This window comes from Serratia sp. LACPHL-BACT-2024-00286, from assembly GCF_043109535.1.
In the GTDB taxonomy this organism is placed as follows: Bacteria; Pseudomonadota; Gammaproteobacteria; order Enterobacterales; family Enterobacteriaceae; genus Serratia; species Serratia sarumanii.
The window spans coordinates 943,429-965,209 of the sequence record NZ_JBICNA010000001.1 but is presented as its reverse complement, the minus strand read 5'-3'; the positions used below and the strand labels follow the sequence as shown (position 1 = coordinate 965,209).

The window sequence follows — 21,781 nt, the reverse complement described above, 5'->3', positions numbered from 1 at the left end:
TAACCCCTAGTCTTTATTTAGAAGCGCGAAAAATAGTAGGAGCAGGTTTGTGATTGCGGTTGGGCAGCCTGGGCATATCGATCAAATCAAGCAGACTAATGCGGGGGCGGTTTATCGGCTAATCGATCAACTGGGCCCGATTTCGCGCATCGAACTGTCAAAACGCGCGCAGCTGGCGCCCGCCAGCATCACCAAGATCGTGCGCGAACTGCTGGAAGCCCACCTGGTCAAGGAAACCGAGTACCAGGAAATCGGCAGCCGGGGCCGCCCGGCGGTGGGCCTGGTGCTGGACACCGAAGCCTGGCATTACCTGTCCGCCCGCATCAGCCGCGGCAGCATCACGCTGGCGCTGCGCGATCTCAGCAGCAAACTGGTGGTGGAGGAACAGCTGCCGCTGGCGGCCGAACACCCCGAACCGCTGTTGAAACGCATCCTGACCGAAGTCGATCAGTTCTTTATCCGCCACCAAAGCAAGCTGGAGCGGCTGACGGCGATCGCCATCACGCTGCCGGGCATGATCGACGTGCAGTCCGGCGTGGTGCATCGCATGCCGTTTTACGACGTGCTGGAGATGCCGCTCGGCCCGGCGCTGGAAACCCGCACCGGCCTGCCGGTTTACCTGCAGCACGACATCAGCGCCTGGACCATGGCCGAGGCGCTGTACGGCGCCTCGCGCGGCAGCCAGAACGTCATTCAGGTGGTGATCGACCACAACGTCGGCGCCGGGGTGATCACCGGCGGCCATGTGCTGCACGCCGGCAGCCACAGCGTGGTGGAGATCGGCCACACCCAGGTCGATCCTTACGGCAAACGCTGCTACTGCGGCAACCACGGCTGTCTCGAGACCGTGGCCAGCATCGAGAACATGCTGGAGATCGCCCAGCAGCGGCTGAGCGGCTCGATGAGCTCCAGCCTGCACGGCGCGCCGCTGACCGTCGAATCACTGTGCGACGCCGCGCTGGCGGGCGATCAGCTGGCGCGGGACATCATCCTCGGCGTCGGCCACAGCGTGGGGCGCATTCTGGCTATCATGGTCAACCTGTTCAATCCGGAGAAGATCCTGGTGGGCTCGCCGCTCAACCGCGCGGCGGAGATCCTGCATCCGGCCATCGCCTCCTGCATTCGCCAGCAGGCGCTGCCGGCCTACAGCGAGCAGGTCAAGGTCGAATCCACGCAGTTCTTCAATCAGGGCACCATGCCCGGCGCGGCGCTGGTGAAAGAGGCGCTGTACAACGGTTCATTGCTGGTGCAGCTGCTGCAGGGCTAACATCAGAACTTCTTATTAATCCCGCAAAAGATTGAGCTACCTCAAGCCCCTATGAGGGCGCATCCCCTAGAATTTTTCCGCAAGACTTCTTCGCCGCCGGTGCGGCGACACATTGTTAACGGGGCATTCTGGGGCATTTTATTCATGTTGAAGCGTTTATTTGTGACAGGCACGGATACCGACGTCGGTAAAACCGTGGTTTCCCGCGGGTTGATGCAGGCGCTGGCCGCCGATGGCCGTTCGGTGGCCGGCTACAAGCCGATCGCCGCACGCTGCCAGGAAACCAGTGAGGGCATCCGCAATAAAGACGCTTTGGTGTTGCAGGCCACCTCAACCCTGCCGCTGTCCTACGAGGAGATCAATCCCATCACCTGCCTGGATGAGGTGTTTCACGCGCATGCAACCGAGGACATCAACTATGGCGTGATGAGCAGCGGTCTGCGCGATCTGTCCGCCAAAGCCGACACGGTGGTGGTGGAAGGCAGCGGCGGTTGGCGGGTGCTGATGAACGATCTGCGGCCTTACGCCGAGTGGGTGGTGCAGGAACAGCTGCCGGTGGTGCTGGTGGTGGGCATCAAACTGGGCTGCGTCAGCCACGCGCTGCTGACCGCGCAGTCGATCATCAACGACGGTCTGCCGCTGCTGGGCTGGGTCGCCAACCGCATCAACCCGGGGTTGGCGCACTATGCCGAAACCATCACGGCGCTGCAGCAGCGCATTCCCGCGCCGCTGCTGGGTGAAATTCCGTATCTGCCGCGCGCGGAGCAGCGCGAACTGGCGCACTACCTCGATATTTCCACGCTGCTGTAAGCTCGCTCAGACGCAGAGCGTCGCCAACAGCCGGGCGGCGATCAGCAGGCCCAGCCCATATACCGTGTGGGTGAGCAGGCTGAGGAGCCGCGCTTTTCGCGGGTAGGCGGTTTTCGCCGCCGCCACGCCAAAGCCCAGCGCGGGCTGCATCACCAGAAACGGCGCCGCCAGGCTCAGCCAGCCGCTCAACAGCGCGATGAGCGGCTCCGGCGTCGCATACCACTCGCTGCCCGCCAACCCGAGCGGGATAAAGGCAAACGCGATGCCGATGGCGTAATGCAATATCCAGCCGATTTCTCTCTCCCCCCGGCGCGGCGGCGCCGTAACGATGGTGGCGTGAAACCAGCGGCCGTCGAACATGCCGAGAAACCAACGGCCCACCAGCGCATAATCGAGAGAAGGGATGTCGAAGCGCCGCTTCAGCAGCAGCGCCCACAGATCCATACAGAGGGTGGCGCCGGCGCCGGTTAACAGGATGCGCACTAGCAGATCGGGGGTCATAGGGTGTCCTTGGCTCAGTGACGTGATAATGTGCGCACAGTGTGCAACTTAAAGTCGGCTTCAAGTCAATGGCAAAAGAACTGGATATCGGCGCGGTGGCGCGCCTGAGCGGAGTCGCGCCTTCCGCGCTGCGGCATTACGAGAAGAAAGGGCTGATCGCGTCGACGGGCCGCCACGGTTTGCGCCGCCAATACGCCGCCGGCGTGCTTGACCAACTGCGGCTGATCGCGCTGGCGCGCCTGGCCGGTTTTACGCTGGACGAGATGAGCGCCTTGTTTGACGAACGGGGCAAGATAGCGCTCGATCGCGGGCTGCTGGCGGCGCGGGCGGATGAACTGGATCGCCATATCCAACGCCTGATGCAGGTGCGCGACGGGCTGCGCCACATGGTCGATTGCCCTGAACCCGAGCACCTGCAGTGCCCGCAGTTCAGGAAAATCCTGCAGCAGGGCGAGTTCTAAGCCTCGCGTTTGGGCGGCGGCGCCGAGTGATACACCGACACCGGCCGCAGACCGCGCGACACGGTGGTGGCGATCACGCACGAGAGCAGAATGCCGGGCAGCAGCGCGTATTCGCCGGTCATTTCAAACACCATCAGCGCCGCCATGATTGGCGCATGGGTGGTGGCGGCCAGCAGGGTGGCCATGCCGGTCAGCGCCAGCAGCAGCGGCACCGCCGCATCCATGCCCGGCCACAGGCCAAACAGCTGACCGATGATCGAACCGAGCGCGGCGCCGACGAACAGCGTCGGGGTGAAGACCCCGCCCGGCGCGCCCGACCCGCTGCTGGCGAGGATCGCCAACAGTTTGCACACCAGGATCGCCCCCAGCAGCAATACCCCCGGCGGCGCGATCAGCAGCGCCTGTACCACGCTGTAACCATTGCCCCACACCTGCGGGAACAGCAGAGAAAGCAGCCCGACGATCAGGCCGCCCAGCGCCAGCTGCAACGGCGGCTTCAACCGCAGCGAACGGAACGCGCGGCCGGTGGCGGTCATCAGCCATAAAAACAGCGGCCCGCCGGCGCCGGCCACCACGCCGACCAGCGCCATCAGCAGGTATTGCGTCGGCAAGGGGGCGGCGAGCGGCGTCACCAGATAGAGCGGCGCCTGGCCGCCGTTGAGCAGGTTGGTCATCAGCAGGGCGCTGACCGCGGCGATCACCACCGGGCCGAGCGAGGCCAGCATCAGGGTGCCGAACAGGATCTCGGCGATAAACAGGCTGCCCGCCAGCGGCGCATGATAGGCGCTGGCCATCCCGGCGGCGGCGGCGCAGGCCACCCACAGTTTCCACTCTTTCTCGTGCGTAAAGCGCTGGGCGAACAGCGAGCCCACCAGCGCCGCCAGCAGGATCATCGCGCCTTCGCGGCCGATGGCGCTGCCGCTCGACACCACCAGCAGCGACGCCAGGCACTTCACCAGGCTGGCGCCGGTGTCCAGCTTGCCGTTGCCGGTCTCGATCGCTTCCATATAGTCGGTGGGCGCCGCCGGGCGCTGGTGGCGGTAGCGCTGATGCATATACAGCAGCAGGCCCGCCGCCAGCCCGCCCAGCGCCGGAGTGAGGGCGCGCCGCCAGCCGGGCAGCGCGGCGGCGGCGGCCACCAGGCTGCCGTCGGCATTGCCGAGCAGCAGCCACTCGAGGCCAATCATCGAACGGTGGAACAGCCACACCGCCAGAGCGGCGGCGACGCCGATGAACACGGCGATAAACAGGCTGCGCAACAGGGCGCGATAGTGGTGCAGGTGGACCAATCTTTTCATGCGTGGGCGGCGTCGTGAGAAAAATCAAAGGGTCATCAGCGCATTGTGCTTGGCGCTCCGGCCGATGACCAGTGAATCTTTAGCAAACTGCGGCGTGGGCGGGGCGGCGAGCGCCCCGGCGTGGGTTATTGCGGCGTCAGCACCCGGCGCGTGCGGCCGGAGCTGAGGTAGTCGGCGATATAATCCTGCGAGATTTCGCCGCTGTAGCGGCCGTCTTCATCGACGATCGGCATCCAGGAGGTGTTGTGCTCGTACAGCTTCGACAGCACCACGCGCAGGTTCTCCTCCGCACGGGCGGTGACGCGGAAATGGTGCAGGCTGTCGGCGCAGACGCCCGGCGCGCCGCGCGCCTCGCGGCGCTTGACGTACCCTAGCGGCTTGCCGTCGGCGTCCACCACCGTCACCGAGCGGGCGTCGATATCGTCCATCAGCCCGAACGCTTCCACTAGCGGCGTCTCCCGCCGCACCGTCACCGTTTCCTGTTGATCGGCCACGTCGCCGGCCTGCACCAGCAGCAGGCGCTTCAGCGTGCGATCCTGGCCGACAAAGGAAGCGACGAAGTCGTTGGCCGGCCGCGCCAGCAGCTCATCGGCGCTGGCGTTCTGCACGATTTTGCCTTGGCGGAACACCGCGATGCGATCGCCGAGCTTCAGCGCTTCGTCGATGTCGTGGCTCACCAGCATCACGGTCTTTTTCAACTGGCGCTGCATGTCGAGAAACTCGTTCTGGATGGTTTCGCGGTTGATCGGATCCACTGCGCCGAAGGGTTCATCCATCAGCAGCACCGGTGGATCGGCCGCCAGCGCGCGGATCACGCCGATGCGCTGCTGCTGCCCGCCGGACATCTCTTTCGGGTAGCGGTGCAAAAAACGCTTGGGATCCAGCGCCACCATGCTCATCAGCTCCTCGGCGCGATCGTGGCAGCGTTTTTTGTCCCAGCCCAGCATGCGCGGCACCACGGTGATGTTCTCCTCGATGGTCATGTTGGGAAACAGGCCGATCTGCTGGATGACGTAGCCGATTTTGCGGCGCAGGCTGACGGTATCCAGCGCGCTGGTGTCTTCGCCGTTGACCAGAATGGTGCCGCCGGTGGGTTCGATCAGGCGGTTGATCATCTTGAGCGTGGTGGTTTTGCCGCAGCCGGAAGGGCCGAGCAGCACGCAGATTTCGCCTTCCGGCACGTCCAGATTGATGTTGTCGACGGCGTTGAACGGCGTGCCGTTCTTTTGCATGAACTGTTTGGTCAGATTTTCCAATTTAATCATGAGCGGATCCCCTTGGGCGTTAGCGCAATTTGCAAGCGGTGCAATAACCAATCGAGGACGATCGCCAGCAGGCTGATCATCACGGCGCCGGTAATCAACTGGCGAATGTCGCTGCTGCTGATGCCGTTGAGCAGCAGCAGGCCGAGGCCGCCGGCGCCGATCACCGCGGCGATCGCCATCACGCCGATATTCATCACCACGGCGGTGCGGATGCCGCCGAAGATCACCGGCAGCGCCACCGGGATCTCCACCCAGCGCAGGCGTTGCCAGAACGTCATGCCGATGCCGCGGCCGGCTTCGCGCAGCCCGCCGGGCAGGTTGTCGAGCGCGGTGTGGGTGTTGCGCACGATTGGCAGCAGCGAGTAAAGGAACACCGCGGTGATCGCCGGCACGTAGCCGATGCCGTGGCCGATTAAGGAAAACAGCGGGATCATCAGCCCGAACAGGGCGATGGAGGGCACGGTCAGCACCAGCGTGGCCAGGCTCAGCACCGGCGTCGCCAGCCATTTGTGGCGGACGATCAGCACGCCGAGCGGCACGCCGATCAGGATCGCCAGGCCGACGGCGACGCCGACCAGCAGCAGGTGTTCCAGCGTCAATCCGGCGATATAGGCCCAGTTTTGCCAAGCGTAAAGTATGGTATTCATCATGCCTCCCTAAATCAGGCCGCGCTGCTTGAGGAACGCGTCGGCGACCTGTTGCGGCGTCTGGTAGTCGATATCCACCCTGGCGTTAAGCTCGGTGATCACCTGATTGTTGAACTGTTTCGACAGCGTGTTCAGCGCCTCTTCCAGCCCCGGCGTGTTTTGCAACACGTCGGCGCGCACCACCGGCGTGACCGCATAGCTCGGGAAGTAACCCTTGTCGTCTTCGAGCACCTGCAGATCGAAGCCTTTCACCCGGCCGTCGGTGGTGTACACCAGCCCGGCGTCGACGAAGCCGTCGCGGATGGCGTTGTAGACCAGGCCGGGGTCCATTTGGCGGATTTGCGGACGATCGAGCGGCATGTCGTACAGCGCCTGCATCGGCTTCAGGCCGTCCGAGCGGCCGGCAAACTCCAGATCCAGCCCCAGCAGCCAGTTGTGTTTCGGGTCGGTTCTACGCACCTGTTCCACTTTGGCCACCAGCTGCGACATGGTGCGAATCTGCTCTTTTTCCGCGCGCTGGCGCTGCATGGCGAAGGCGTAGGTGTTGTTCATGTCCGCCGGCTGCAGCCACACCAGGCCGAGTTTGGCGTCGAGCTTTTTCACCGTGTCGTAAGTTTCCTGCGGCGTCATGCGCTTATTGATGTGGTTAAAGATGATCAGCGAGGTGCCGGTGTATTCCCAGGTCATGTCGATCTGTTTGTTGATCATGGCGTTGCGGGTGATCACCGTGGCCAGATTGGTCTTGGGTTCGACCTGAAAACCTTTGGCCCGCAGGTATTGCACGGTGATCGCCGACAGAATGCGCTGTTCGGTGAAGTTCTTGCTCGCCAGCGTCAGCGGGGCGGCCCAGGCGGCCGCGCCGGTCATCAGCAAGGAGAACAGCAGCGCGTGGCGGAGGCGTTGTAACCATCGAGTCATCGCGTTTCTCCCATCAGGATGCGGTGTGCGGGCTGAGCCGGCGGCCGAGACCGGCCAGCGCCAGATCGAGCAGCAGGGCGATCAGCGCGGTGGCGGCGGCGCCGAGGATCAGCGTCGGGAAGTCGTTCAGGTAGATGCCGGGGAAGATCAGTTCGCCGTAGCTGCTGGCGCCGATCAAAAATGCCAGCGGCGCGGTGCCGACGTTGATCGCCATTGCGATGCGCACCCCGGCGAAGATCACCGGCAGGGCGTTGGGCAGTTCGACCTGTCGCAGCCGCTGCCCGGCGGTCATGCCAATACCGTTGGCGGCCTCGACCAGCGCCGGCGGCACCGAACGCAGGCCGGCATAGGTATTGCGCACGATGGGCAGCAGCGAGGCGAGGAACAGCGCCACCACCGCCGGCCGGTCGCCGATGCCGATGATCACCATCGCCAGCGCCAGCACCGCCAGCGGCGGCAGGGTGTTGCCGACGTTAAAGATCTGCATCACGTGCTCCGCCCAGCGGCGGGCGAAAGGGCGGCTCAGCAGGATGCCGCTGGGAATGCCGACCAGCAGCGACAGCAGCATGGAGCACGCCACCAGGAACATGTGCTGCTGGCCGAGGTAAATCAAATCTTCCCGGCGCGACTTGAGGGTTTCCCAGCCGATGCCGTAAACCAGCAGCGCGACGACGGCGATAAACAGCAGGCTCCCGAGGAGCAGGCGCCGGTATGGCGCTGACTTGTGCATGATGTTGCGTCCTCCGTTGCGCGGAGCGGCCGATAGGCGGCGCATTCCGCTCTGATTGTTACCCACTGCCCGGCGGGCGTGGCGGTACAAAACGGGCGTTTCGCATGAGGTTAGCGAGATTGAGCGAAGGGTGCGTTCGGCACAGCGTGCTGAACGTAGGCTCAATACGTGAGTTAATCAGCATAAGATACTGATATTTAAACCCGAGAAAGCACGAAGCCCAAAGGCGCCGGCTAGGGAAGGTATAGCACCCTGTCGTTGAGCGTGCCAAGTTTTATGAACAAAATCAGCTGATTGAGTTTGCCCAGATTGGCGCCGCAGACCGCGTCAGCGCTGGGATGCGTGGAAAGTAAAAAAAATCCGCAGCAAAACGTTACGCCGTAACAATCAGTCCAAATGGTGCGATTCGCCGCCGGCAAAGGCAGGATGTGAGGGCGGATAGACTCGGCGCAGACGCTTGCTGATATACTCAGGGAAAATAAAAACGCCAGGAAGCCTGCATAACGCCATGACAAATAACGTTTCACCCGCACCCATCGCCCACCGCCCGCTGATCCTGATCGCCTGCATGCTGGCGATGTTCATGTCGGCGATCGAAGCCACCATCGTCGCCACCGCCATGCCGACCATCATCGGCGATCTCGGCGGCTTTTCGCTGCTGGGCTGGGTGTTCGCGGTCTATTTGCTGGCGCAGGCGATCACCATTCCCATCTACGGCCGGCTGGCGGATCTCTACGGCCGCAAGCGGGTGTTCTTCTTCGGCGCCACGCTGTTCCTGCTGGGATCGGTGCTGTGCGGCTTCGCCCCCGACATGTATTGGCTGATCGGCTTCCGTCTGCTGCAGGGGCTGGGCGCCGGCGCCATCATGCCGATCGCCTCCACCATCATCGGCGACATCTACAGCGCCACCGAGCGGCCGAAGGTGATGGGCTACCTGTCGAGCGTGTGGGGCGTGTCGGCGATCATCGGCCCGCTGCTGGGGGCGTTTATCGTGCAGCACCTGCCGTGGGCGCTGGTTTTCTGGGTCAACCTGCCGATCGGCCTGCTGGCGATGTTCTTCCTCTGGCGCTATCTGCCGGCGCATCAGCAGCTGCGGCGGCACGCGCTGGATCTGGCGGGCACCGCCTGGCTGACGCTGTTTGTTTCGGCGCTGCTGCTCGCGCTGTTGCAGATGGAAAGCCTGGGATGGTGGGTGGCGCCGTTGCTCGCGCTGGCGGCGGCGTCGCTGGCGCTGCTTGTCCGCCAGGAGCGGCGCGCGGTCGAACCGCTGTTCCCGCTGGCGCTGTGGCAAAGCCGGGTGATCGTCGCCGGCAACATCGGCGGGCTGGTGATCGGCGCGGCGATGATGGGCATCAGCGCCTTCCTGCCTACTTTCATTCAGGGCGTAATGGGCGGCTCGCCGCTGGAGGCGGGCACCACGCTGGCGCTGATGTCGATCGGTTGGCCGCTGGCCAGCACGCTGAGCGGCCGTTTGATGCTGATGACCTCGTACCGCGCGACGGCGTTGCTGGGTGCGCTGCTGTTGGTGGCGGGCGGCCTGATCCTGCTGATGCTGCAGCCGACCGGCGGCCTGCTGTGGGGGCGGGTGGCGGCGTTTATGGTCGGCGCCGGCATGGGGTTGTGCAACACCACGTTTTTAGTGTCGGTGCAGAACGCGGCGCATTACAGCATTCGCGGCATCGCCACTGCCTGTACGGTGTTTACCCGCATGGTGGGTTCGGCCATCGGCACTGCGATTTTGGGCGCCACGCTGAACCTCAACCTGCAGTGGCGTTTGCCGGAGGTTGACGATCCGGTGCAGCGGCTGATGGAGCCGGCGGTGCGGCAGAGCATGGGAAGCGAAGCGCTGGCGCAGCTGATCCAGCAGGTGGCGGCTTCGCTGCATTGGGTGTTCCTGGCGTCGGCGTTGGTGTCGTTGCTGGCGTTGGCGGCGGCGATGCTGATCCCGGCGCGTTGTCGGCCGCAGGGCGAAGGGGAAGAGGCGGAGCAGGCGTAAGGGAAAAGTAAAGGGCGCGGCTGTGAATGAACTGCGCCCTGGATAGCCGATGCGGCTTACTGCGTGTTGGAGGTATCCTGGCTGCTGCCGGTCTGCGCCGCGTCACCGCGATCGTCGCCATTGTTCAGGCGGGTATAGACGATCTTCTGGGTGTCGTTTTCGCAGTGGCCGACCACTTGGCCGCCCGCTTGATCGGCCTGATCGTTAGGCACGATCTCCAGTTTGAAGCCGGACTCCGGAACGCCGTTATTGATGATTTTCTGCGAAATGTCCGCTTTCACGCTTTCGCAGGAGGCCAGAGCCGCCAACGGCGCGCCGGCCAGCAAGACAGCGGTTAATATCAGCGTTTTCTTCATCACGTCATCCTTTTAGACAATGGACTTCCTGTAACAGGATAGCAGTAATGGCGGCCGGGTTTCACGCTTGCCCGCCCGCCGCAGGCGGATTAAGGATTAATCCGACGCCCGGTCTGACGATCCAGACATTTACGGGTGTCCGGCTCCCAGTATGCGTTAACGTTGTTGCTGTCGTTGCAGCGATCTTCGTCATCCGCCGCGCGATCGGCCTTGTCGAACTCTTTCTCGACGCGAGTGTTAACCTTGTGGCGCAGGGATTTGGTATCATTCCACTGCTCTTTGCTCTGGCGTGCTTCTTCGGTGCTCATCGCGCCGCTGCCTTTGCCATCGACGGTGACGCAGGTGCTGCCCTGCGTGCAGGTGGCGGCCAGCGCCGGCGCCTGCCAGGCGCCCATAACGGCCAGCATGGCGACCGGCAGCATCCCGCGCAGCAGTCGTTGGGTCGAAAATGTTTTCATCGTTTCATCCTTATGAGTGAGTGCGCCTGATGATGGCGACACTGGCGTTACTTCGCCCGCAGGCGTGGTGACAAATATACCACCGCGCTTCTGAAATTCACCAGCCAAGCGCCGATTCGTTTACTTTATCGAGAGAAAACTGCGACCGATGTTAAAAACCACGCTGTTGTTTTTCGCCACCGCCCTGGCTGAAATTATCGGCTGTTTCTTGCCTTATCTCTGGCTCAAAAAGCAGGGCAGCGCCTGGCTATTGCTGCCGGCGGCAGTGAGCCTGATGCTGTTTGTTTGGCTGTTGACGCTGCATCCGGCGGCCAGCGGGCGGGTCTATGCGGCCTACGGCGGCGTGTATGTGGCGACGGCGTTGCTGTGGCTGCGGGTGGTGGACGGGGTGAAGCTGTCTGCGCTGGACTGGGTGGGCGCGGGGGTGGCGCTGGCGGGCATGTTGATCATCGTTTCCGGCTGGCGCGCAGCCTGAGCAAACACGGCGGGAGTCGCCTCCCGCCGCCGGAGATCAGGCGCCGCGGTGGATGTTCAGCCCGGCGAAGGACTGGCTGACCGGCATCATTTCCAGCGTGTTGATGTTGACGCGCGCCGGCAACGTCGCGACCCAGAACACCGACTCGGCGATGTCTTCCGGCGTCAGCGCATCGGCGCCTTCGTAGGTTTTGTTGACCTTGCCGTCATCGCCCTTGAAGCGCACGTTGGAGAACTCGGTGCCGCCCACCAGGCCCGGCTCGATATCGGTCACGCGGATGCGCGTGCCGTGCAGATCGGCGCGCAGCCCCAGGCTGAACTGTTTGACGAACGCCTTGGTGGCGCCGTACACATTGCCGCCGGCGTAAGGCCAGTTGGCGGCGGTGGAGCCGATGTTGATCACATGGCCGACGTTGCGCTCGACCATGGCCGGCAGCAGCGCACGCGTCATGTTCACCAGCCCTTTGGCGTTGGTGTCGATCATGGTTTCCCAGTCATCGGCGTTGGCCTTGTGCGCCGGCTCCAGCCCCAGCGCCAGCCCGGCGTTGTTCACCAGCACGTCGATCTGGCGCAGCTCGGCCGGCAGTGCTTCGATCGCCTGTTGAATGGCGGCGCGGTTGCGCACGTCGAGCCGCACGATGTGCAGCGCTTGCCCTAATTCGTCCTGCAGCTCTTCGAGACGCTCAAGGCGGCGCCCGGCGGCGATCACCTGATGGCCTTCACGGATAAAACGGCGTGCGATTGCCTCGCCGAAACCGGAGGTGGCGCCGGTAACAAAAATAATCATGTTGCTGTTCCTCAACTGTTTTTACCCTACATGCCTCTATCATTAGCACAAACCCGCTGGCAGTGGCAGCGGTTATCGCGGCGCAGAGAAAAAAAGGCCGCACCGGGCCGGCGGGCCGGCGCGGATCAATGCTGAGGCGGCAGGTGGTAGACCACGGCGTCATACTTGATGTTTTCACGCTTGCCGGCCAGCACGCCGCCCAGCGACTCGGCGAGGCGGCGGCTGGCGGTATTTTGCTCGGCCACCGGGTAGATAAGGTGCTGAGGCTGAAAGCGCTCGCTGACCCAGCGCGCGATGCCCTGCACGATTTCGCGCCCGTAGCCCTGGCCGTGCAGGCTCTCTTTCACCCAGATGCCCAGCTCCGGGGTGCGGCTGCGCAGGTTGTGCGCGCCGCCGACGCCGACAAACTGCCGGTCTTCGCGCCGACGGGCGACGAAGATCACTTCTTCGCCTTCGCGCATCAGCGGCAGCCAACCTTGCCAGACGTTGGCGAAATCTTCCGGCGACGCCTCCGGCTCAAAGGCCATAAAGCGCGTCAGAGTGGGGGTGATCGCCTGGTAAACATCGTCGGCGTCTGCTGCGGTAAAGGGGGCAATCAACAAACGGTCGGTGTCCACGCGGCACTGAGAAAGGTCATTATGATTCATCTTATTTTCCCTCGCTTTTCAGGCCAGAACGGCAAAAAATCCGCGCCCATAAATCAGGGCGGATCGTCGATATTACGCGCATTGACGGCAGAAGCGACTTATTTTTCGCCGCTTGGGCAAGATGGAAAGATCGGGCTTGGTGACAATGTCACGTTATGAATGAAGCGGCGAGCGCGCTGAGGTGCGCCCGCCGTCGGGGATCAGAACTTCACCGAGCCTTGCAGATAGATCGTGCGCGGCTGGCCGATGTACAGACCTTTGTTATTGTCGTCATAGGCGCGGGTGAAATATTCGTGGTTGAACAGGTTTTTCACGCCGACGCCCAGATTCAGGCCGGCCATTTCCGGGCCGAAATCATAGGCGGCGCGCACGCCCCACAGCATATAGCCGGGAATGCGACCGGTGCTGCCGTCGGCGCTTTCCGCCACGGTGTTGGCGTTATCGGCGAACTGGCTGGATTGGAACTCGCCGTTGAGGTTAAACGCCCAGTTGCCCGGCGTGTAGTCCAGCCCCAGCGTGCCTTTATGCTTCGGTGAGAACGGCACCTGGTTGCCCTTGTAGCCGCCGTCTTCGCGGATAGTGGCGTTGACGTAGGCGTAGCTGGCGTAGGCGGTCAGATCGTCCAGTTTCGGCGTCAGCTGCGACAGATCGTAACGCAGGCTGCCCTCCAGCCCGGCGTGGCGAGTTTTGCCGCGCGCGGTCACGCTGTCGGTCACCTGGTTGGAGTCGTACTGGTTGTTGAAGTTGATCAGGAACAGCCCGATCTCGCCGGTCAGCGCATCGCCGGCGTAGCGGGTGCCCAGCTCCCAGGTGCGCGCCTTCTCCGGTTCAATCTTGCCGCTGTCGACCGCTTTGCCCATCTGGCTGTACTGCACGGTGCCGAAGGAGCCTTCGGTGTTGGCGTACAGGTTCCAGTATTCGTTCAGGTGATACATCACGTTCAACGCCGGCAGCGGCGCGTTATAGCTGACGTCGAGGCGGTTGTTCTTGATGTAGTTGTTCTGATACGACTTGATGTACTCGTAGCGCATGCCTGGCGTGATGGTCCAGTCGCCGATGTCGATGCGATCGTCGATATAGAAGGCGTGCGCCTCGGTGCCGGACTGGGTATCGCGATCGTACGGGCTGGCGCTGGACGGCAGCCGGCCGGTGCTGGCCTTGCTGGTGTAGCGCAGCTCGTGGGTGGATTCGCTGACGTAGCGATAGCCGACGCCGACCTCATGCGCCGAGTCTCCCCAGCGGAAGCTCTGGCTGTAGCGCGGTTCCACGCCGCGCACCCAGTATTCGCGCGGTGACAGCGTCAGATTTTTGCCCTGATCCAGATAGCCGCTGCGCAGGGTGTAGGTGTAGAAGCTCTGCACGTCGAACTTGTGCTGTTGATCCGACTGATACTGATAGCCGAAGTTCGCCAGCTGGCGGCGGCCCCAGAACTTGTCGTACGGGCGCGTCGACTGGAACGGGTTGGCGTTGTAGTCCGCCCGGCTCAGGCCGCCCGGCATGTCCGCCTCGCCTTCGTAGTATTGCAGCAGGCTGTTGAAGGTGTGCACCTCGTTCGGGGCGTAACGGCTTTTCAGCATCACGTCGTCAATCTTGGTCGCGCTGTGCTCGCGCCAGTCGCTGCCGCGGGTGCCGGAGTAGAGCAGCGCCGCGCCGAAGCCGTTGTCGGCGGTGCCGCCGATCATCAGGTTGCCGGTGCCTTTCGGGTGATCCTGGCGCGAAGTCGGGCTGAGCTGCCCCTGCATGCCGGCCTCCATGCCGAAGGTTTTCGGGATGGCGCGGGTGACGAAGTTGACGACGCCGCCGACGCTCTGCGGCCCATAACGCACCGCGCCGCCGCCGCGCACCACGTCGATCGCGTCCATATTGCCGAGCGAGACCGGCGCCAGCGACAGCTGCGGCTGGCCGTAAGGAGCGAAGGGCACCGGGATGCCGTCCATCAGCACGGTGGAGCGGCTGGCGAGGCGCGGGTTGAGGCCGCGAATGCCGAAGTTCAGCGCCATGTCATGGCTGCCGGTGCCGTTGTTCTCCGGCGCCACTACGCCCGGCACGCGGTTCAACGCTTCGCGCACGGTGGTGGTGCCGGTTTTGGCGAATTCTTCGCGGCGCACCACGTCGCGCGCGCCGGGATGTTCGAACACGTCTACCTGGCGGCCTTCCGCCAGCCAGTCACCGACCACGGTGATGTCTTCTTCCTTCTGCGGCTGAGGCAGTTTGGCCAGCGTGTAACCGTTGTTGCCGAGCGCTTTAGCCTGCAGGCCGCTGCCCGCCAGCAGGGCGTTCAGGCCGTCATCGACGCCGTAGCTGCCGCTCAGGCCCGGCGAACGTTTACCGGCGGTCAGCGTGCCGTCCACCGAGAGCGCGATGCCGGCGCGAGCGGCGAAAGCGTTCAGCGCGCCGTCCAGCTCACCGGCCGGAATATGATAGGCTGCGGCGACGCTGGCGGCGCTCGCCGTCAGCGGTGCGGCGAATGCCAGGCCAATGGCCACGGCCAGCGGCGTGGCGCGTTTTCCCCAAAGCGAAGCCGGCGCTACCTTTCCCCAAGCGTTGTTCATACCTTCTCCTGAATCATTTTTTATTTATTGCTGCAGTGTTTTCCTGGGAGTCGGATGAGCGAAGCAAAAGGGACAATCAAGAATGCGATTTTTTATCATTTTCATTTAAAAAATTCAGGCGGGAACGATTTGCAGCCAATAGCGGGTAAAGCTCTGCAGGCGCACCGGCAGCGTCTGGCTGAGCAGGGCGAGGGCGCGATCGGTATCGTTGAGCGGGAAACTGCCGCTGACGCGCAGGCCGGCGACGGCCGGATCGCAGCTCAGGTGGCCGCGTCGGTAGCGCGCCAGTTCGGCGATCACCCGGTCCAGCCGCCATTGGCTGACGCTCAGCACGCCGCGCAGCCAGCCGTCCTCCGCCGCAGCCGGTTGCTTGTCGCTGAAGGCCGAGGCGCTGAAGCCGATCTGTTCCCCGGCGTCCACCCGGCGCGTTTGCTGCGGATCCTGCGCCAGCTGCGCTTCGACCGCATGCTCCAGCACCGTCAGGCGCGTCTCTCCGCCGATCTCGCGCACCAAAAAGCGGGTGCCGAGCGCGCGCATCGCCCCTTGCGGGCTTTGCACCCACAGCGGCCGGGGGTCGCGCCCGGTAATCAGGCTGATTTCTCCGGCGTGCAAACGGATCAACCGTTGACGATCGTCGTAATGCACGTCCACCGCACTGGCGGTGTTCAGCACCAGCTGGGTGCCGTCGCTTAACACAATGGGTTTGATTTCGCCGGTGGCGGTGCGGTAGTCGGCGCGCAGCTCCCGGCCGAACGGCGATTGGTAAAGGAAACCGCCGCCGCCTACGCCGAGCAACAGCAGCAGGCTCTTCAGCAGGGTGCGGCGATCGATTGCCGACTGGCGGCCGGCGCGATCGAGCGCGCGGTAGCTGAACTTGCCCGGCACGCCCTGCAGCTGGCTCTGCAGCGCTTCGACGCGCTGCCAGGCCCAGCGGTGATCGGCGTGCTGCTGGTGCCAGGCTTGCCACTGTAGGCGCTGGCGGTCGGTGACGTGCTCATCGCACAGCAGGGCATACCAGTGTGCGGCCATCTTCAGCGCCTGGCGCTGCTCGGGGGTAATGGCGTTGCTCATGAGAAAACGTCGTTTTCCAGGCTGAACAGCAGGCAATGCTCGGTGGCCTTGGCCATGTATTTTTTAACCGAACTGACCGACACGCCGAGGCGCACGGCGATGTCCGCATAGCCCAGGCCTTCGAGCTGCGACAGCAGAAAGGCCTGTTTCGCTTTCGGCCCCAGGCCGTCGAGCATGGCATCGATCTGCTGCAGGCTTTCCAACAGGCTCTGGCGCTGTTCCGGCGACGGGGCGTAGCCTTCCGGGATCAGCGTCAGCATCTCCAGATAGGCGCGCTCCAGCGTTCTGCGGCGGAACAGATCGACCATCACCCGCTTGGCGACGGTGACCAGAAAGTCTTTCGGCTCGCGCAGGGTCGCCGCGGCGTCGCTTTTCAGCAGGCGCATAAAGGTGTCCTGCGCCACATCGTCCGCGTCGAAAGCGCAGCCCAGCCGACGGCGCAACCATCCCTGCAACCAGGCGTGATGGGTGGCGTAAAGGCGCGACAGCGCGGCGTGCGGGGCGGAAGCGGTGGCGGACATGGTTTTCGCATTGCTGGTCAAAAAGATGCGCGGATGATAATTGAGAATGGTTATCGTTTCAAGTTTGTCGGGTGGGTTCCTGAATGGTTCCGGCCTCTTTTTATCGCGTTGAAATAGGCTGACGGGCGCGAAAATATCCCTTTGCCCATTAAAGGTGCAGCAACGGTGTTATTTCGGTAAGCAAACGGTTGCTATTAGTCTGCCGTCGAAGATCGCCGCGTGTTTTATTCTTTTTCTTCGGTTGGTTTTCTTTGTTTAATTAGTATCACTTTGTTTTAACGTGAAAATATATTTTATGTCGGTCTGTTGGCACACGGCTTGCTATGCTTAACCCGGTCTTTAAGTTTGGGCAACAGAAGGCATTGTTTCATCGACGCAGGTTATTATGCGGGTGAGATTGGCCGGTCGTCACAAGGAAGAAAATAATGGCACTGCAATTCACCACGGCTATTCGTGGCAATTTTTTTGATATCGCGGCCTGCGTGGAGGAACCGCAACAGCTTGACGAACGCCTGCGGCACATTCCCGACGGTTTGTTGCTGCTGAACGGGGGCGTCATCGTCTGGTTCGGCAGCTGGCAACAGGGCGAGGCGCTGCTGCCGCCGGGTTTCGCGGTCACGGAGTATCGCGACAAACCGATCGTACCGGGCTTTATCGACACCCATATCCACTATCCGCAAACCGAAATGATTGGCGCCTATGGCGACCAACTGCTGGACTGGTTAAATAATTACACCTTCCCGACCGAAAGCCGCTATGGCTGCGAGCGGCACGCCGACGCGATGTCGGCCTTCTTTCTGCGGGAGTTGCTGAGCAACGGCACTACCACCGCGCTGGTGTTCGGCAGCGTGCATCCGCAGTCGGTCGATGCGCTGTTCAGCCAGGCGCAAACGCTGAACATGCGCCTGATCGCCGGTAAGGTGATGATGGATCGCCATGCGCCGCAGGCGCTGCTGGAAACGCCGGAGCAGAGTTACCGCGACACGCGCGAGTTGATTGAACGCTGGCACGGCAAAGGCCGCCTCGGTTACGCCATTACGCCGCGCTTTGCGCCAACCAGCACCCCGGCGCTGCTGGCGCAGGTGCAGCGGCTGCGCGAAGAATTCCCCGACGTGTGGCTGCAGACGCACCTGAGCGAGAATCCGCAGGAAGTGGCCTGGGTAAAATCGCTGTTCCCGCAAAGCCAAAGCTATCTGGACGTTTACCATCGCTACGGCATGACCGGCGGCAAAAGCGTGTTCGCCCACTGCCTGCACCTGGAGGAGCAGGAGTGGGACTGCCTGTGCGAGACCCGTTCGGCGATCGCCTTTTGCCCCACCTCCAACCTGTTCCTCGGCAGCGGGCTGTTCGACCTGCAGCAGGCCTGGCGCAAGCGGGTGAAGCTCGGCATCGGCACCGACGTGGGGGCAGGCACCTCCTTCAATATGCTGCGCACGCTGGGCGAGGCGTACAAGGTCGGCCAGCTGCAGCATTACCGGCTCTCCGCCGTAGAAGCGTTCTATCACGCCACCCTGGGCGGCGCCCGCGCGCTGTCGCTGGACGACAAAATCGGCAACTTCGACGTCGGCAAAGAGGCGGATTTCGTGGTGCTCGATCCGGCGGTGACGCCGCTGCAGCAGTTACGCTACGCCAACAGCGCCACGCCGGCGGAACAAGGCTTCGTGCTGATGACGCTGGGGGACGATCGCAATATTTATCGCACCTATGTGGACGGCAAGGTGGTTTATCAGGCGGCGGTGTCAGACTGATTTCATTCGCGGTGCCGGCGCAAAGGCATATTGGAATACGCCGACACCGCGTGGCGACAATTTTAACATAAGGAAGTGAAAGCCTTGATAGCGTTATTGCTGCACACATTGTGGATGAAAAACAGACAATGGAAGGGCGGCGCATGATTATTTATTGGACATGCCGAGATGTAGTCTGAATACGATTATTTGGTTAGGAGACTCTTTATTGGTTTTTTATGAATATACCTAGTGATATACAGCCATGTTGCTGGATAAGTGCGTAAAAAGCATTGCATTTCTTCGGGGGGCTCTATATCATAATGAGAATAATTATCTTTACGATATCGCTGCTTAAAAAGCAACAGGCTTGTTTTAATCACTGTTGCTGTTTTTTCGGTGTACTTCTGCATTTTACGAGCCAGGATTGGCTTGCGCTTTATTTCTGGAAAGGGATTTCATGCGTGATTTGTTTCGACAGGAAGCCACGGATCATCAGCGGGCGAAATGGGCGGGTAAGGCCTTATTGATAAACGGCTTGCCCGCCTGGTGCTTTGGTCTTTTATCGTTTTTATTTATTCTTGTTTTCCTCTCTTTTCTTATATTCAGTCATTATACTCGCCGCATTAATGTTTATGGTGAAATCACCACCTTCCCCCGCTCAGTCAATGTGTTTGCACCCCAGCAGGGTTTTATCTCGGAACGCTTCGTCGAAGTGGGCGACGTGGTTAAAAAAGGCCAGCGTCTTTATCAGATTGATGTCAGCAGGGTGACGGATAACGGGAAAGTGAGCGCCAATACGCGCCTGGCGCTGGAAAACCAGTTAAAACACGTTGACAGCATCATCCTTAAGTTGCAAGACAACAAGCGCATGACGCTGGAAAATCTACGCGCGCAAAAAAAACAGTATGAATTGGCGCACATGCAGTCCAAACAGCTGTTGGATAACGCACGAGAAGGGGTGGCATTTGCTCAGGACAACATGCGTTCCTATAAGGAATATCAGCAGCGCGGTCTGATTACCAAAGATCAGCTTAGCGGACAAACCTATTCGTTTTATCAACAACAAAGTCTGTTCCAAAACCTGCATAGCCAACACATTCAGGAATCGTTGCAAATTACGAATTTGGAAAGCGACATCGTTACGCGCGCGGCAGATTTCGATAATCAAATTTCACAGTACCAGTTTCAGCGTAATGATTTGCAACGGCAGTTAGCGGAAGCCGATGCCAGCGGCGCATTGATCGTGAACGCCCCGAGCGATGGCCGCATTGAATCTCTCAGCGTTACCCCGGGTCAGATGGTCAATAGCGGTGACAGTCTGGTACAGATTATTCCACGTAATTAAACATGATGTTTGGCGGCCTGGGGGCGTTTATCGCCACCTGCGATCAGGTGATCATCCTTTGGCTAGGCGCGGCATTGGTCATAGACAATCAAATGACGATCGGCATGTTTATCGCGTTTAACGCCTACCGCGGGCAGTTTTCGGAGCGTGCCAGCAGCCTGATCGACATGATGCTTCAGCTGCGAATGCTGAGTTTGCATAATGAAAGGGTGGCGGACATTGTGCTTTCGTCACCGGAATCGCAAATGCCCGCGCGCCAGCTCTTCACAAAAGGCAAAGCCGCGGAGCTTCGGGTGCGGAATCTGCGCTACCAGTATGATCGCTTGGCGAAACCCATTATCGCGGATTTGAATCTCAGCATTGCAGCGGGAGAAAGCGTGGCGATTGTCGGTCCCTCCGGCGCGGGTAAAACCACGTTGATGAAGTTAATGTGTGGGTTGCTGTCGCCGGATGAAGGGGCCGTGCTGGTCGACGGTATGGATATCAGCAACATTGGCGTTAATAATTATCGCCAATGTATCGCTTGCGTGTTGCAGGATGACAAGCTGCTGGCGGGATCTATCGCTGAAAATATTTCAGGATTTGATGCCGAAATGGATCTGAAGCGTATTGAGGCGTGCGCACGACGTTGCAATATGCATGATGATATTCAAAACATGCCGATGGGCTATGAAACATTGATCGGCGAACTGGGGGGGAGCCTTTCTGGCGGGCAGAAACAGCGCTTATTGATAGCCCGTGCGCTCTATCGTCGCCCCAGCATTCTGTTTATGGACGAAGCGACTAGCCACCTGGATCTAGATAATGAAACACATATTAACCGCGCTATTTCACAACTGAACATTACCCGCGTGATTATTGCGCACCGTCCGTCGACGATTGCCTCTGCGGATAGAGTCATTCGACTCGGGTAATGTCAGCTTCGCTTTACCTGGCCTCTTCACCCCGATATTTTCGCTACGTCAACCGCGCACTCATCCTGCGGTGAACCCATGAAAAAAGGGTTATCACAATGATAACCCTGGCATGATGTGACGCTTTAGGCGCTGAAGCCAATGTTAACCGCTGAGGTCAACCGCGAGGCTTGCAGGGCCCCGATCAGTTCGAATCGGTATTGTTGTTGTTCCCCCACATGGTACCGCCGCCGTTGCTCCCGCCCCAGGGAATGCCTGATGGGCCAACTGAGCCGGGGGCACGATCGCCGGTGACATAGTTACCGACAGCACCGCCGACAATAGTGCCGACAACGCCGCCCGCCACGCCACCAATAGAGCCGATGCCGCCGCCGATCGCTGCGCCGACAGTTTCTGCGGAAACCGTCAATGTACCGCTGCGATCTCCTGCACCGGAAATGATTGAACATTCTTCAGAGGTAAGATTGCGCATACTTGCTCCTTAGTAATTAAATTTTAAAATAAGCCACGTTGATCATGCTGAGCGTCGCCCGCGATCGCTATTGAGCAATTTATGCGTGGCGATAACGGCAAAGGCGATAAGGGCGTATTTCAAGAAACGATTGAGGCTGAAATAATCCGCAATCGCGCCAACAACAAGCCCGATTAAAATGGCGAACAATATAATGAATAATCTTTTCATATGATGGATACGAATCTTCCTGCATTAGTTACTGTCGGCAGGATTGTTCGTCGATGTTTGTTTATTGCCACCCAACATGGATTCCACCATTTTGCCAGCGGTATAGGCGGCACCACCGATAACGGCACCGGCAACAGCGCCTGGGCCGGCACCGACGCCGCCAGCCATGGCGCCGGTCATCGCTCCACCAACCGCGCCGGCAGCGACTGCACCGCCCAACTCTGCATAGCTGAAATCCCCAGCTGCCGCGATAAAGTTCACTTCATTAAGTGTAAGCTCTCTCATAATGACTTCCTTATATTATTGGTTTTTGGTTTTTGCAGTTTTCCGATACCAGAAAAATGCCACTAG

At 61.1% G+C, this 21,781-nt stretch carries 23 protein-coding genes and 1 pseudogene; 8 read left to right on the top strand and 16 right to left on the bottom strand.

Annotated features, from left to right (window positions below):
- The first annotated feature begins 49 nt into the window (after positions 1-49).
- Together ACF8MC_RS04510 and bioD are read left to right on the top strand one after the other, a co-directional pair.
- Complete coding sequence (locus ACF8MC_RS04510) at positions 50-1,267, top strand: ROK family transcriptional regulator (RefSeq protein ID WP_004938526.1); 1,218 nt, start codon at positions 50-52, stop codon at positions 1,265-1,267.
- Positions 1,268-1,411: 144 nt separating this feature from the next.
- Positions 1,412-2,077, top strand: coding sequence for a dethiobiotin synthase (gene bioD / locus ACF8MC_RS04505; RefSeq protein WP_033648223.1), 666 nt, complete (start codon positions 1,412-1,414; stop codon positions 2,075-2,077).
- A 6-nt stretch (positions 2,078-2,083) separates the two neighbouring features.
- Here bioD and ACF8MC_RS04500 read toward each other — a convergent pair whose 3' ends face one another.
- A complete protein-coding gene (locus tag ACF8MC_RS04500) occupies positions 2,084-2,578 on the bottom strand; it encodes a DUF2938 family protein (protein ID WP_126171199.1) in 495 nt (164 codons plus the stop codon).
- Between the two features lie 68 nt (positions 2,579-2,646).
- Between ACF8MC_RS04500 and ACF8MC_RS04495 the strand changes: the two genes are divergently transcribed.
- On the top strand, positions 2,647-3,039 hold the full coding sequence (locus ACF8MC_RS04495) for a helix-turn-helix domain-containing protein (RefSeq protein ID WP_033648225.1): 393 nt from the start codon (positions 2,647-2,649) through the stop codon (positions 3,037-3,039).
- Here the strand turns inward: ACF8MC_RS04495 and clcB are convergent.
- The 5 genes from clcB to ACF8MC_RS04470 all read right to left on the bottom strand — a co-directional run bounded on the left by clcB (position 3,036) and on the right by ACF8MC_RS04470 (position 7,897).
- Complete coding sequence (gene clcB, locus ACF8MC_RS04490; RefSeq protein ID WP_060430135.1) at positions 3,036-4,337, bottom strand: voltage-gated ClC-type chloride channel ClcB; 1,302 nt, start codon at positions 4,335-4,337, stop codon at positions 3,036-3,038. The two genes, ACF8MC_RS04495 and clcB, sit on opposite strands and share 4 nt — an antisense overlap.
- A gap of 125 nt (positions 4,338-4,462) precedes the next feature.
- Positions 4,463-5,602, bottom strand: a complete 1,140-nt coding sequence (gene osmV / locus ACF8MC_RS04485; RefSeq protein WP_033638454.1) for an osmoprotectant ABC transporter ATP-binding protein OsmV — start codon at positions 5,600-5,602, stop codon at positions 4,463-4,465.
- On the bottom strand, positions 5,599-6,249 hold the full coding sequence (gene osmW / locus ACF8MC_RS04480) for an osmoprotectant ABC transporter permease OsmW (RefSeq protein ID WP_033638455.1): 651 nt from the start codon (positions 6,247-6,249) through the stop codon (positions 5,599-5,601). The genes osmV and osmW overlap by 4 nt, the downstream gene beginning before the upstream one ends.
- A gap of 9 nt (positions 6,250-6,258) precedes the next feature.
- Positions 6,259-7,116, bottom strand: a complete 858-nt coding sequence (locus ACF8MC_RS04475; RefSeq protein WP_223479913.1) for a glycine betaine ABC transporter substrate-binding protein — start codon at positions 7,114-7,116, stop codon at positions 6,259-6,261.
- A 64-nt stretch (positions 7,117-7,180) separates the two neighbouring features.
- Entirely contained in the window at positions 7,181-7,897 is a 717-nt protein-coding gene (locus ACF8MC_RS04470) for an ABC transporter permease (RefSeq protein ID WP_033638459.1), read from the bottom strand.
- 508 nt (positions 7,898-8,405) lie between these two features.
- Here ACF8MC_RS04470 and ACF8MC_RS04465 point away from each other — a divergent pair.
- On the top strand, positions 8,406-9,893 hold the full coding sequence (locus ACF8MC_RS04465) for an MDR family MFS transporter (protein ID WP_047567634.1): 1,488 nt from the start codon (positions 8,406-8,408) through the stop codon (positions 9,891-9,893).
- Positions 9,894-9,949: 56 nt separating this feature from the next.
- Here ACF8MC_RS04465 and ACF8MC_RS04460 read toward each other — a convergent pair whose 3' ends face one another.
- Both ACF8MC_RS04460 and ACF8MC_RS04455 read right to left on the bottom strand, forming a co-directional pair.
- On the bottom strand, positions 9,950-10,249 hold the full coding sequence (locus tag ACF8MC_RS04460; protein WP_033648229.1) for a DUF1161 domain-containing protein: 300 nt from the start codon (positions 10,247-10,249) through the stop codon (positions 9,950-9,952).
- An 89-nt stretch (positions 10,250-10,338) separates the two neighbouring features.
- A complete protein-coding gene (locus ACF8MC_RS04455) occupies positions 10,339-10,707 on the bottom strand; it encodes a DUF1283 family protein (RefSeq protein WP_004938560.1) in 369 nt (122 codons plus the stop codon).
- Between the two features lie 148 nt (positions 10,708-10,855).
- Here ACF8MC_RS04455 and ACF8MC_RS04450 point away from each other — a divergent pair, with 148 nt between their 5' ends.
- Complete coding sequence (locus ACF8MC_RS04450) at positions 10,856-11,182, top strand: YnfA family protein (RefSeq protein ID WP_033648230.1); 327 nt, start codon at positions 10,856-10,858, stop codon at positions 11,180-11,182.
- Positions 11,183-11,218: 36 nt separating this feature from the next.
- Here the strand turns inward: ACF8MC_RS04450 and ydfG are convergent, their stop codons facing one another.
- From ydfG to fecI, 5 genes are all read right to left on the bottom strand, one after another.
- On the bottom strand, positions 11,219-11,968 hold the full coding sequence (gene ydfG / locus ACF8MC_RS04445; RefSeq protein WP_025302722.1) for a bifunctional NADP-dependent 3-hydroxy acid dehydrogenase/3-hydroxypropionate dehydrogenase YdfG: 750 nt from the start codon (positions 11,966-11,968) through the stop codon (positions 11,219-11,221).
- A gap of 125 nt (positions 11,969-12,093) precedes the next feature.
- Positions 12,094-12,615, bottom strand: a complete 522-nt coding sequence (locus ACF8MC_RS04440; protein ID WP_033638468.1) for a GNAT family N-acetyltransferase — start codon at positions 12,613-12,615, stop codon at positions 12,094-12,096.
- Positions 12,616-12,815: 200 nt separating this feature from the next.
- Complete coding sequence (fecA, locus tag ACF8MC_RS04435) at positions 12,816-15,167, bottom strand: TonB-dependent Fe(3+) dicitrate receptor FecA (RefSeq protein WP_164104915.1); 2,352 nt, start codon at positions 15,165-15,167, stop codon at positions 12,816-12,818.
- A 114-nt stretch (positions 15,168-15,281) separates the two neighbouring features.
- Positions 15,282-16,238, bottom strand: coding sequence for a ferric citrate uptake sigma factor regulator FecR (gene fecR, locus ACF8MC_RS04430; RefSeq protein ID WP_033638470.1), 957 nt, complete (start codon positions 16,236-16,238; stop codon positions 15,282-15,284).
- Entirely contained in the window at positions 16,235-16,759 is a 525-nt protein-coding gene (fecI, locus tag ACF8MC_RS04425) for a ferric citrate uptake sigma factor FecI (protein ID WP_033638471.1), read from the bottom strand. The genes fecR and fecI overlap by 4 nt, the downstream gene beginning before the upstream one ends.
- Before the next feature lie 425 nt (positions 16,760-17,184).
- Between fecI and guaD the strand changes: the two genes are divergently transcribed.
- From guaD to ACF8MC_RS04410, 3 genes and pseudogenes are all read left to right on the top strand, one after another.
- Entirely contained in the window at positions 17,185-18,507 is a 1,323-nt protein-coding gene (guaD, locus tag ACF8MC_RS04420) for a guanine deaminase (protein WP_033655182.1), read from the top strand.
- A 439-nt stretch (positions 18,508-18,946) separates the two neighbouring features.
- Positions 18,947-19,834, top strand: coding sequence for a biotin/lipoyl-binding protein (locus tag ACF8MC_RS04415; protein WP_392423146.1), 888 nt, complete (start codon positions 18,947-18,949; stop codon positions 19,832-19,834).
- A pseudogene (locus ACF8MC_RS04410) lies at positions 19,831-20,748 on the top strand (peptidase domain-containing ABC transporter); the annotation flags it as partial. The gene ACF8MC_RS04415 and the pseudogene ACF8MC_RS04410, both read left to right, overlap by 4 nt.
- A gap of 184 nt (positions 20,749-20,932) precedes the next feature.
- On the opposite strand, the gene ACF8MC_RS04405 reads toward ACF8MC_RS04410, so the two are convergent.
- From ACF8MC_RS04405 to ACF8MC_RS04395, 3 genes are read right to left on the bottom strand one after another with little or no spacing between them, the layout of a single operon-like run.
- Complete coding sequence (locus tag ACF8MC_RS04405; RefSeq protein WP_025302730.1) at positions 20,933-21,220, bottom strand: hypothetical protein; 288 nt, start codon at positions 21,218-21,220, stop codon at positions 20,933-20,935.
- Positions 21,221-21,262: 42 nt separating this feature from the next.
- Positions 21,263-21,430: a hypothetical protein gene (locus tag ACF8MC_RS04400; protein WP_154067229.1), complete on the bottom strand. Its 168-nt coding sequence runs from the start codon at positions 21,428-21,430 to the stop codon at positions 21,263-21,265.
- 24 nt (positions 21,431-21,454) lie between these two features.
- Complete coding sequence (locus ACF8MC_RS04395) at positions 21,455-21,715, bottom strand: hypothetical protein (protein WP_049196799.1); 261 nt, start codon at positions 21,713-21,715, stop codon at positions 21,455-21,457.
- Positions 21,716-21,781: the final 66 nt, after the last annotated feature.

Coding starts and splice junctions, on each gene's coding strand:
- ACF8MC_RS04495 (WP_033648225.1), top strand. CDS start 2,647: ATGGCAAAAGAACTGGATATCGGCGCGGTGGCGCGCCTGAGCGGAGTC.
- ACF8MC_RS04460 (WP_033648229.1), bottom strand. CDS start 10,249: ATGAAGAAAACGCTGATATTAACCGCTGTCTTGCTGGCCGGCGCGCCG.
- ACF8MC_RS04455 (WP_004938560.1), bottom strand. CDS start 10,707: ATGAAAACATTTTCGACCCAACGACTGCTGCGCGGGATGCTGCCGGTC.
- osmW (WP_033638455.1), bottom strand. CDS start 6,249: ATGAATACCATACTTTACGCTTGGCAAAACTGGGCCTATATCGCCGGA.
- ACF8MC_RS04415 (WP_392423146.1), top strand. CDS start 18,947: ATGCGTGATTTGTTTCGACAGGAAGCCACGGATCATCAGCGGGCGAAA.
- ACF8MC_RS04395 (WP_049196799.1), bottom strand. CDS start 21,715: ATGAGAGAGCTTACACTTAATGAAGTGAACTTTATCGCGGCAGCTGGG.
- ACF8MC_RS04475 (WP_223479913.1), bottom strand. CDS start 7,116: ATGACCGGCGCGGCCGCCTGGGCCGCCCCGCTGACGCTGGCGAGCAAG.
- clcB (WP_060430135.1), bottom strand. CDS start 4,337: ATGAAAAGATTGGTCCACCTGCACCACTATCGCGCCCTGTTGCGCAGC.
- ACF8MC_RS04440 (WP_033638468.1), bottom strand. CDS start 12,615: ATGAATCATAATGACCTTTCTCAGTGCCGCGTGGACACCGACCGTTTG.
- ACF8MC_RS04450 (WP_033648230.1), top strand. CDS start 10,856: ATGTTAAAAACCACGCTGTTGTTTTTCGCCACCGCCCTGGCTGAAATT.
- fecA (WP_164104915.1), bottom strand. CDS start 15,167: ATGAACAACGCTTGGGGAAAGGTAGCGCCGGCTTCGCTTTGGGGAAAA.
- fecI (WP_033638471.1), bottom strand. CDS start 16,759: ATGTCCGCCACCGCTTCCGCCCCGCACGCCGCGCTGTCGCGCCTTTAC.
- bioD (WP_033648223.1), top strand. CDS start 1,412: ATGTTGAAGCGTTTATTTGTGACAGGCACGGATACCGACGTCGGTAAA.
- guaD (WP_033655182.1), top strand. CDS start 17,185: ATGGCACTGCAATTCACCACGGCTATTCGTGGCAATTTTTTTGATATC.
- ACF8MC_RS04470 (WP_033638459.1), bottom strand. CDS start 7,897: ATGCACAAGTCAGCGCCATACCGGCGCCTGCTCCTCGGGAGCCTGCTG.
- ACF8MC_RS04465 (WP_047567634.1), top strand. CDS start 8,406: ATGACAAATAACGTTTCACCCGCACCCATCGCCCACCGCCCGCTGATC.
- osmV (WP_033638454.1), bottom strand. CDS start 5,602: ATGATTAAATTGGAAAATCTGACCAAACAGTTCATGCAAAAGAACGGC.
- ACF8MC_RS04400 (WP_154067229.1), bottom strand. CDS start 21,430: ATGAAAAGATTATTCATTATATTGTTCGCCATTTTAATCGGGCTTGTT.
- ACF8MC_RS04500 (WP_126171199.1), bottom strand. CDS start 2,578: ATGACCCCCGATCTGCTAGTGCGCATCCTGTTAACCGGCGCCGGCGCC.
- fecR (WP_033638470.1), bottom strand. CDS start 16,238: ATGAGCAACGCCATTACCCCCGAGCAGCGCCAGGCGCTGAAGATGGCC.
- ACF8MC_RS04405 (WP_025302730.1), bottom strand. CDS start 21,220: ATGCGCAATCTTACCTCTGAAGAATGTTCAATCATTTCCGGTGCAGGA.
- ydfG (WP_025302722.1), bottom strand. CDS start 11,968: ATGATTATTTTTGTTACCGGCGCCACCTCCGGTTTCGGCGAGGCAATC.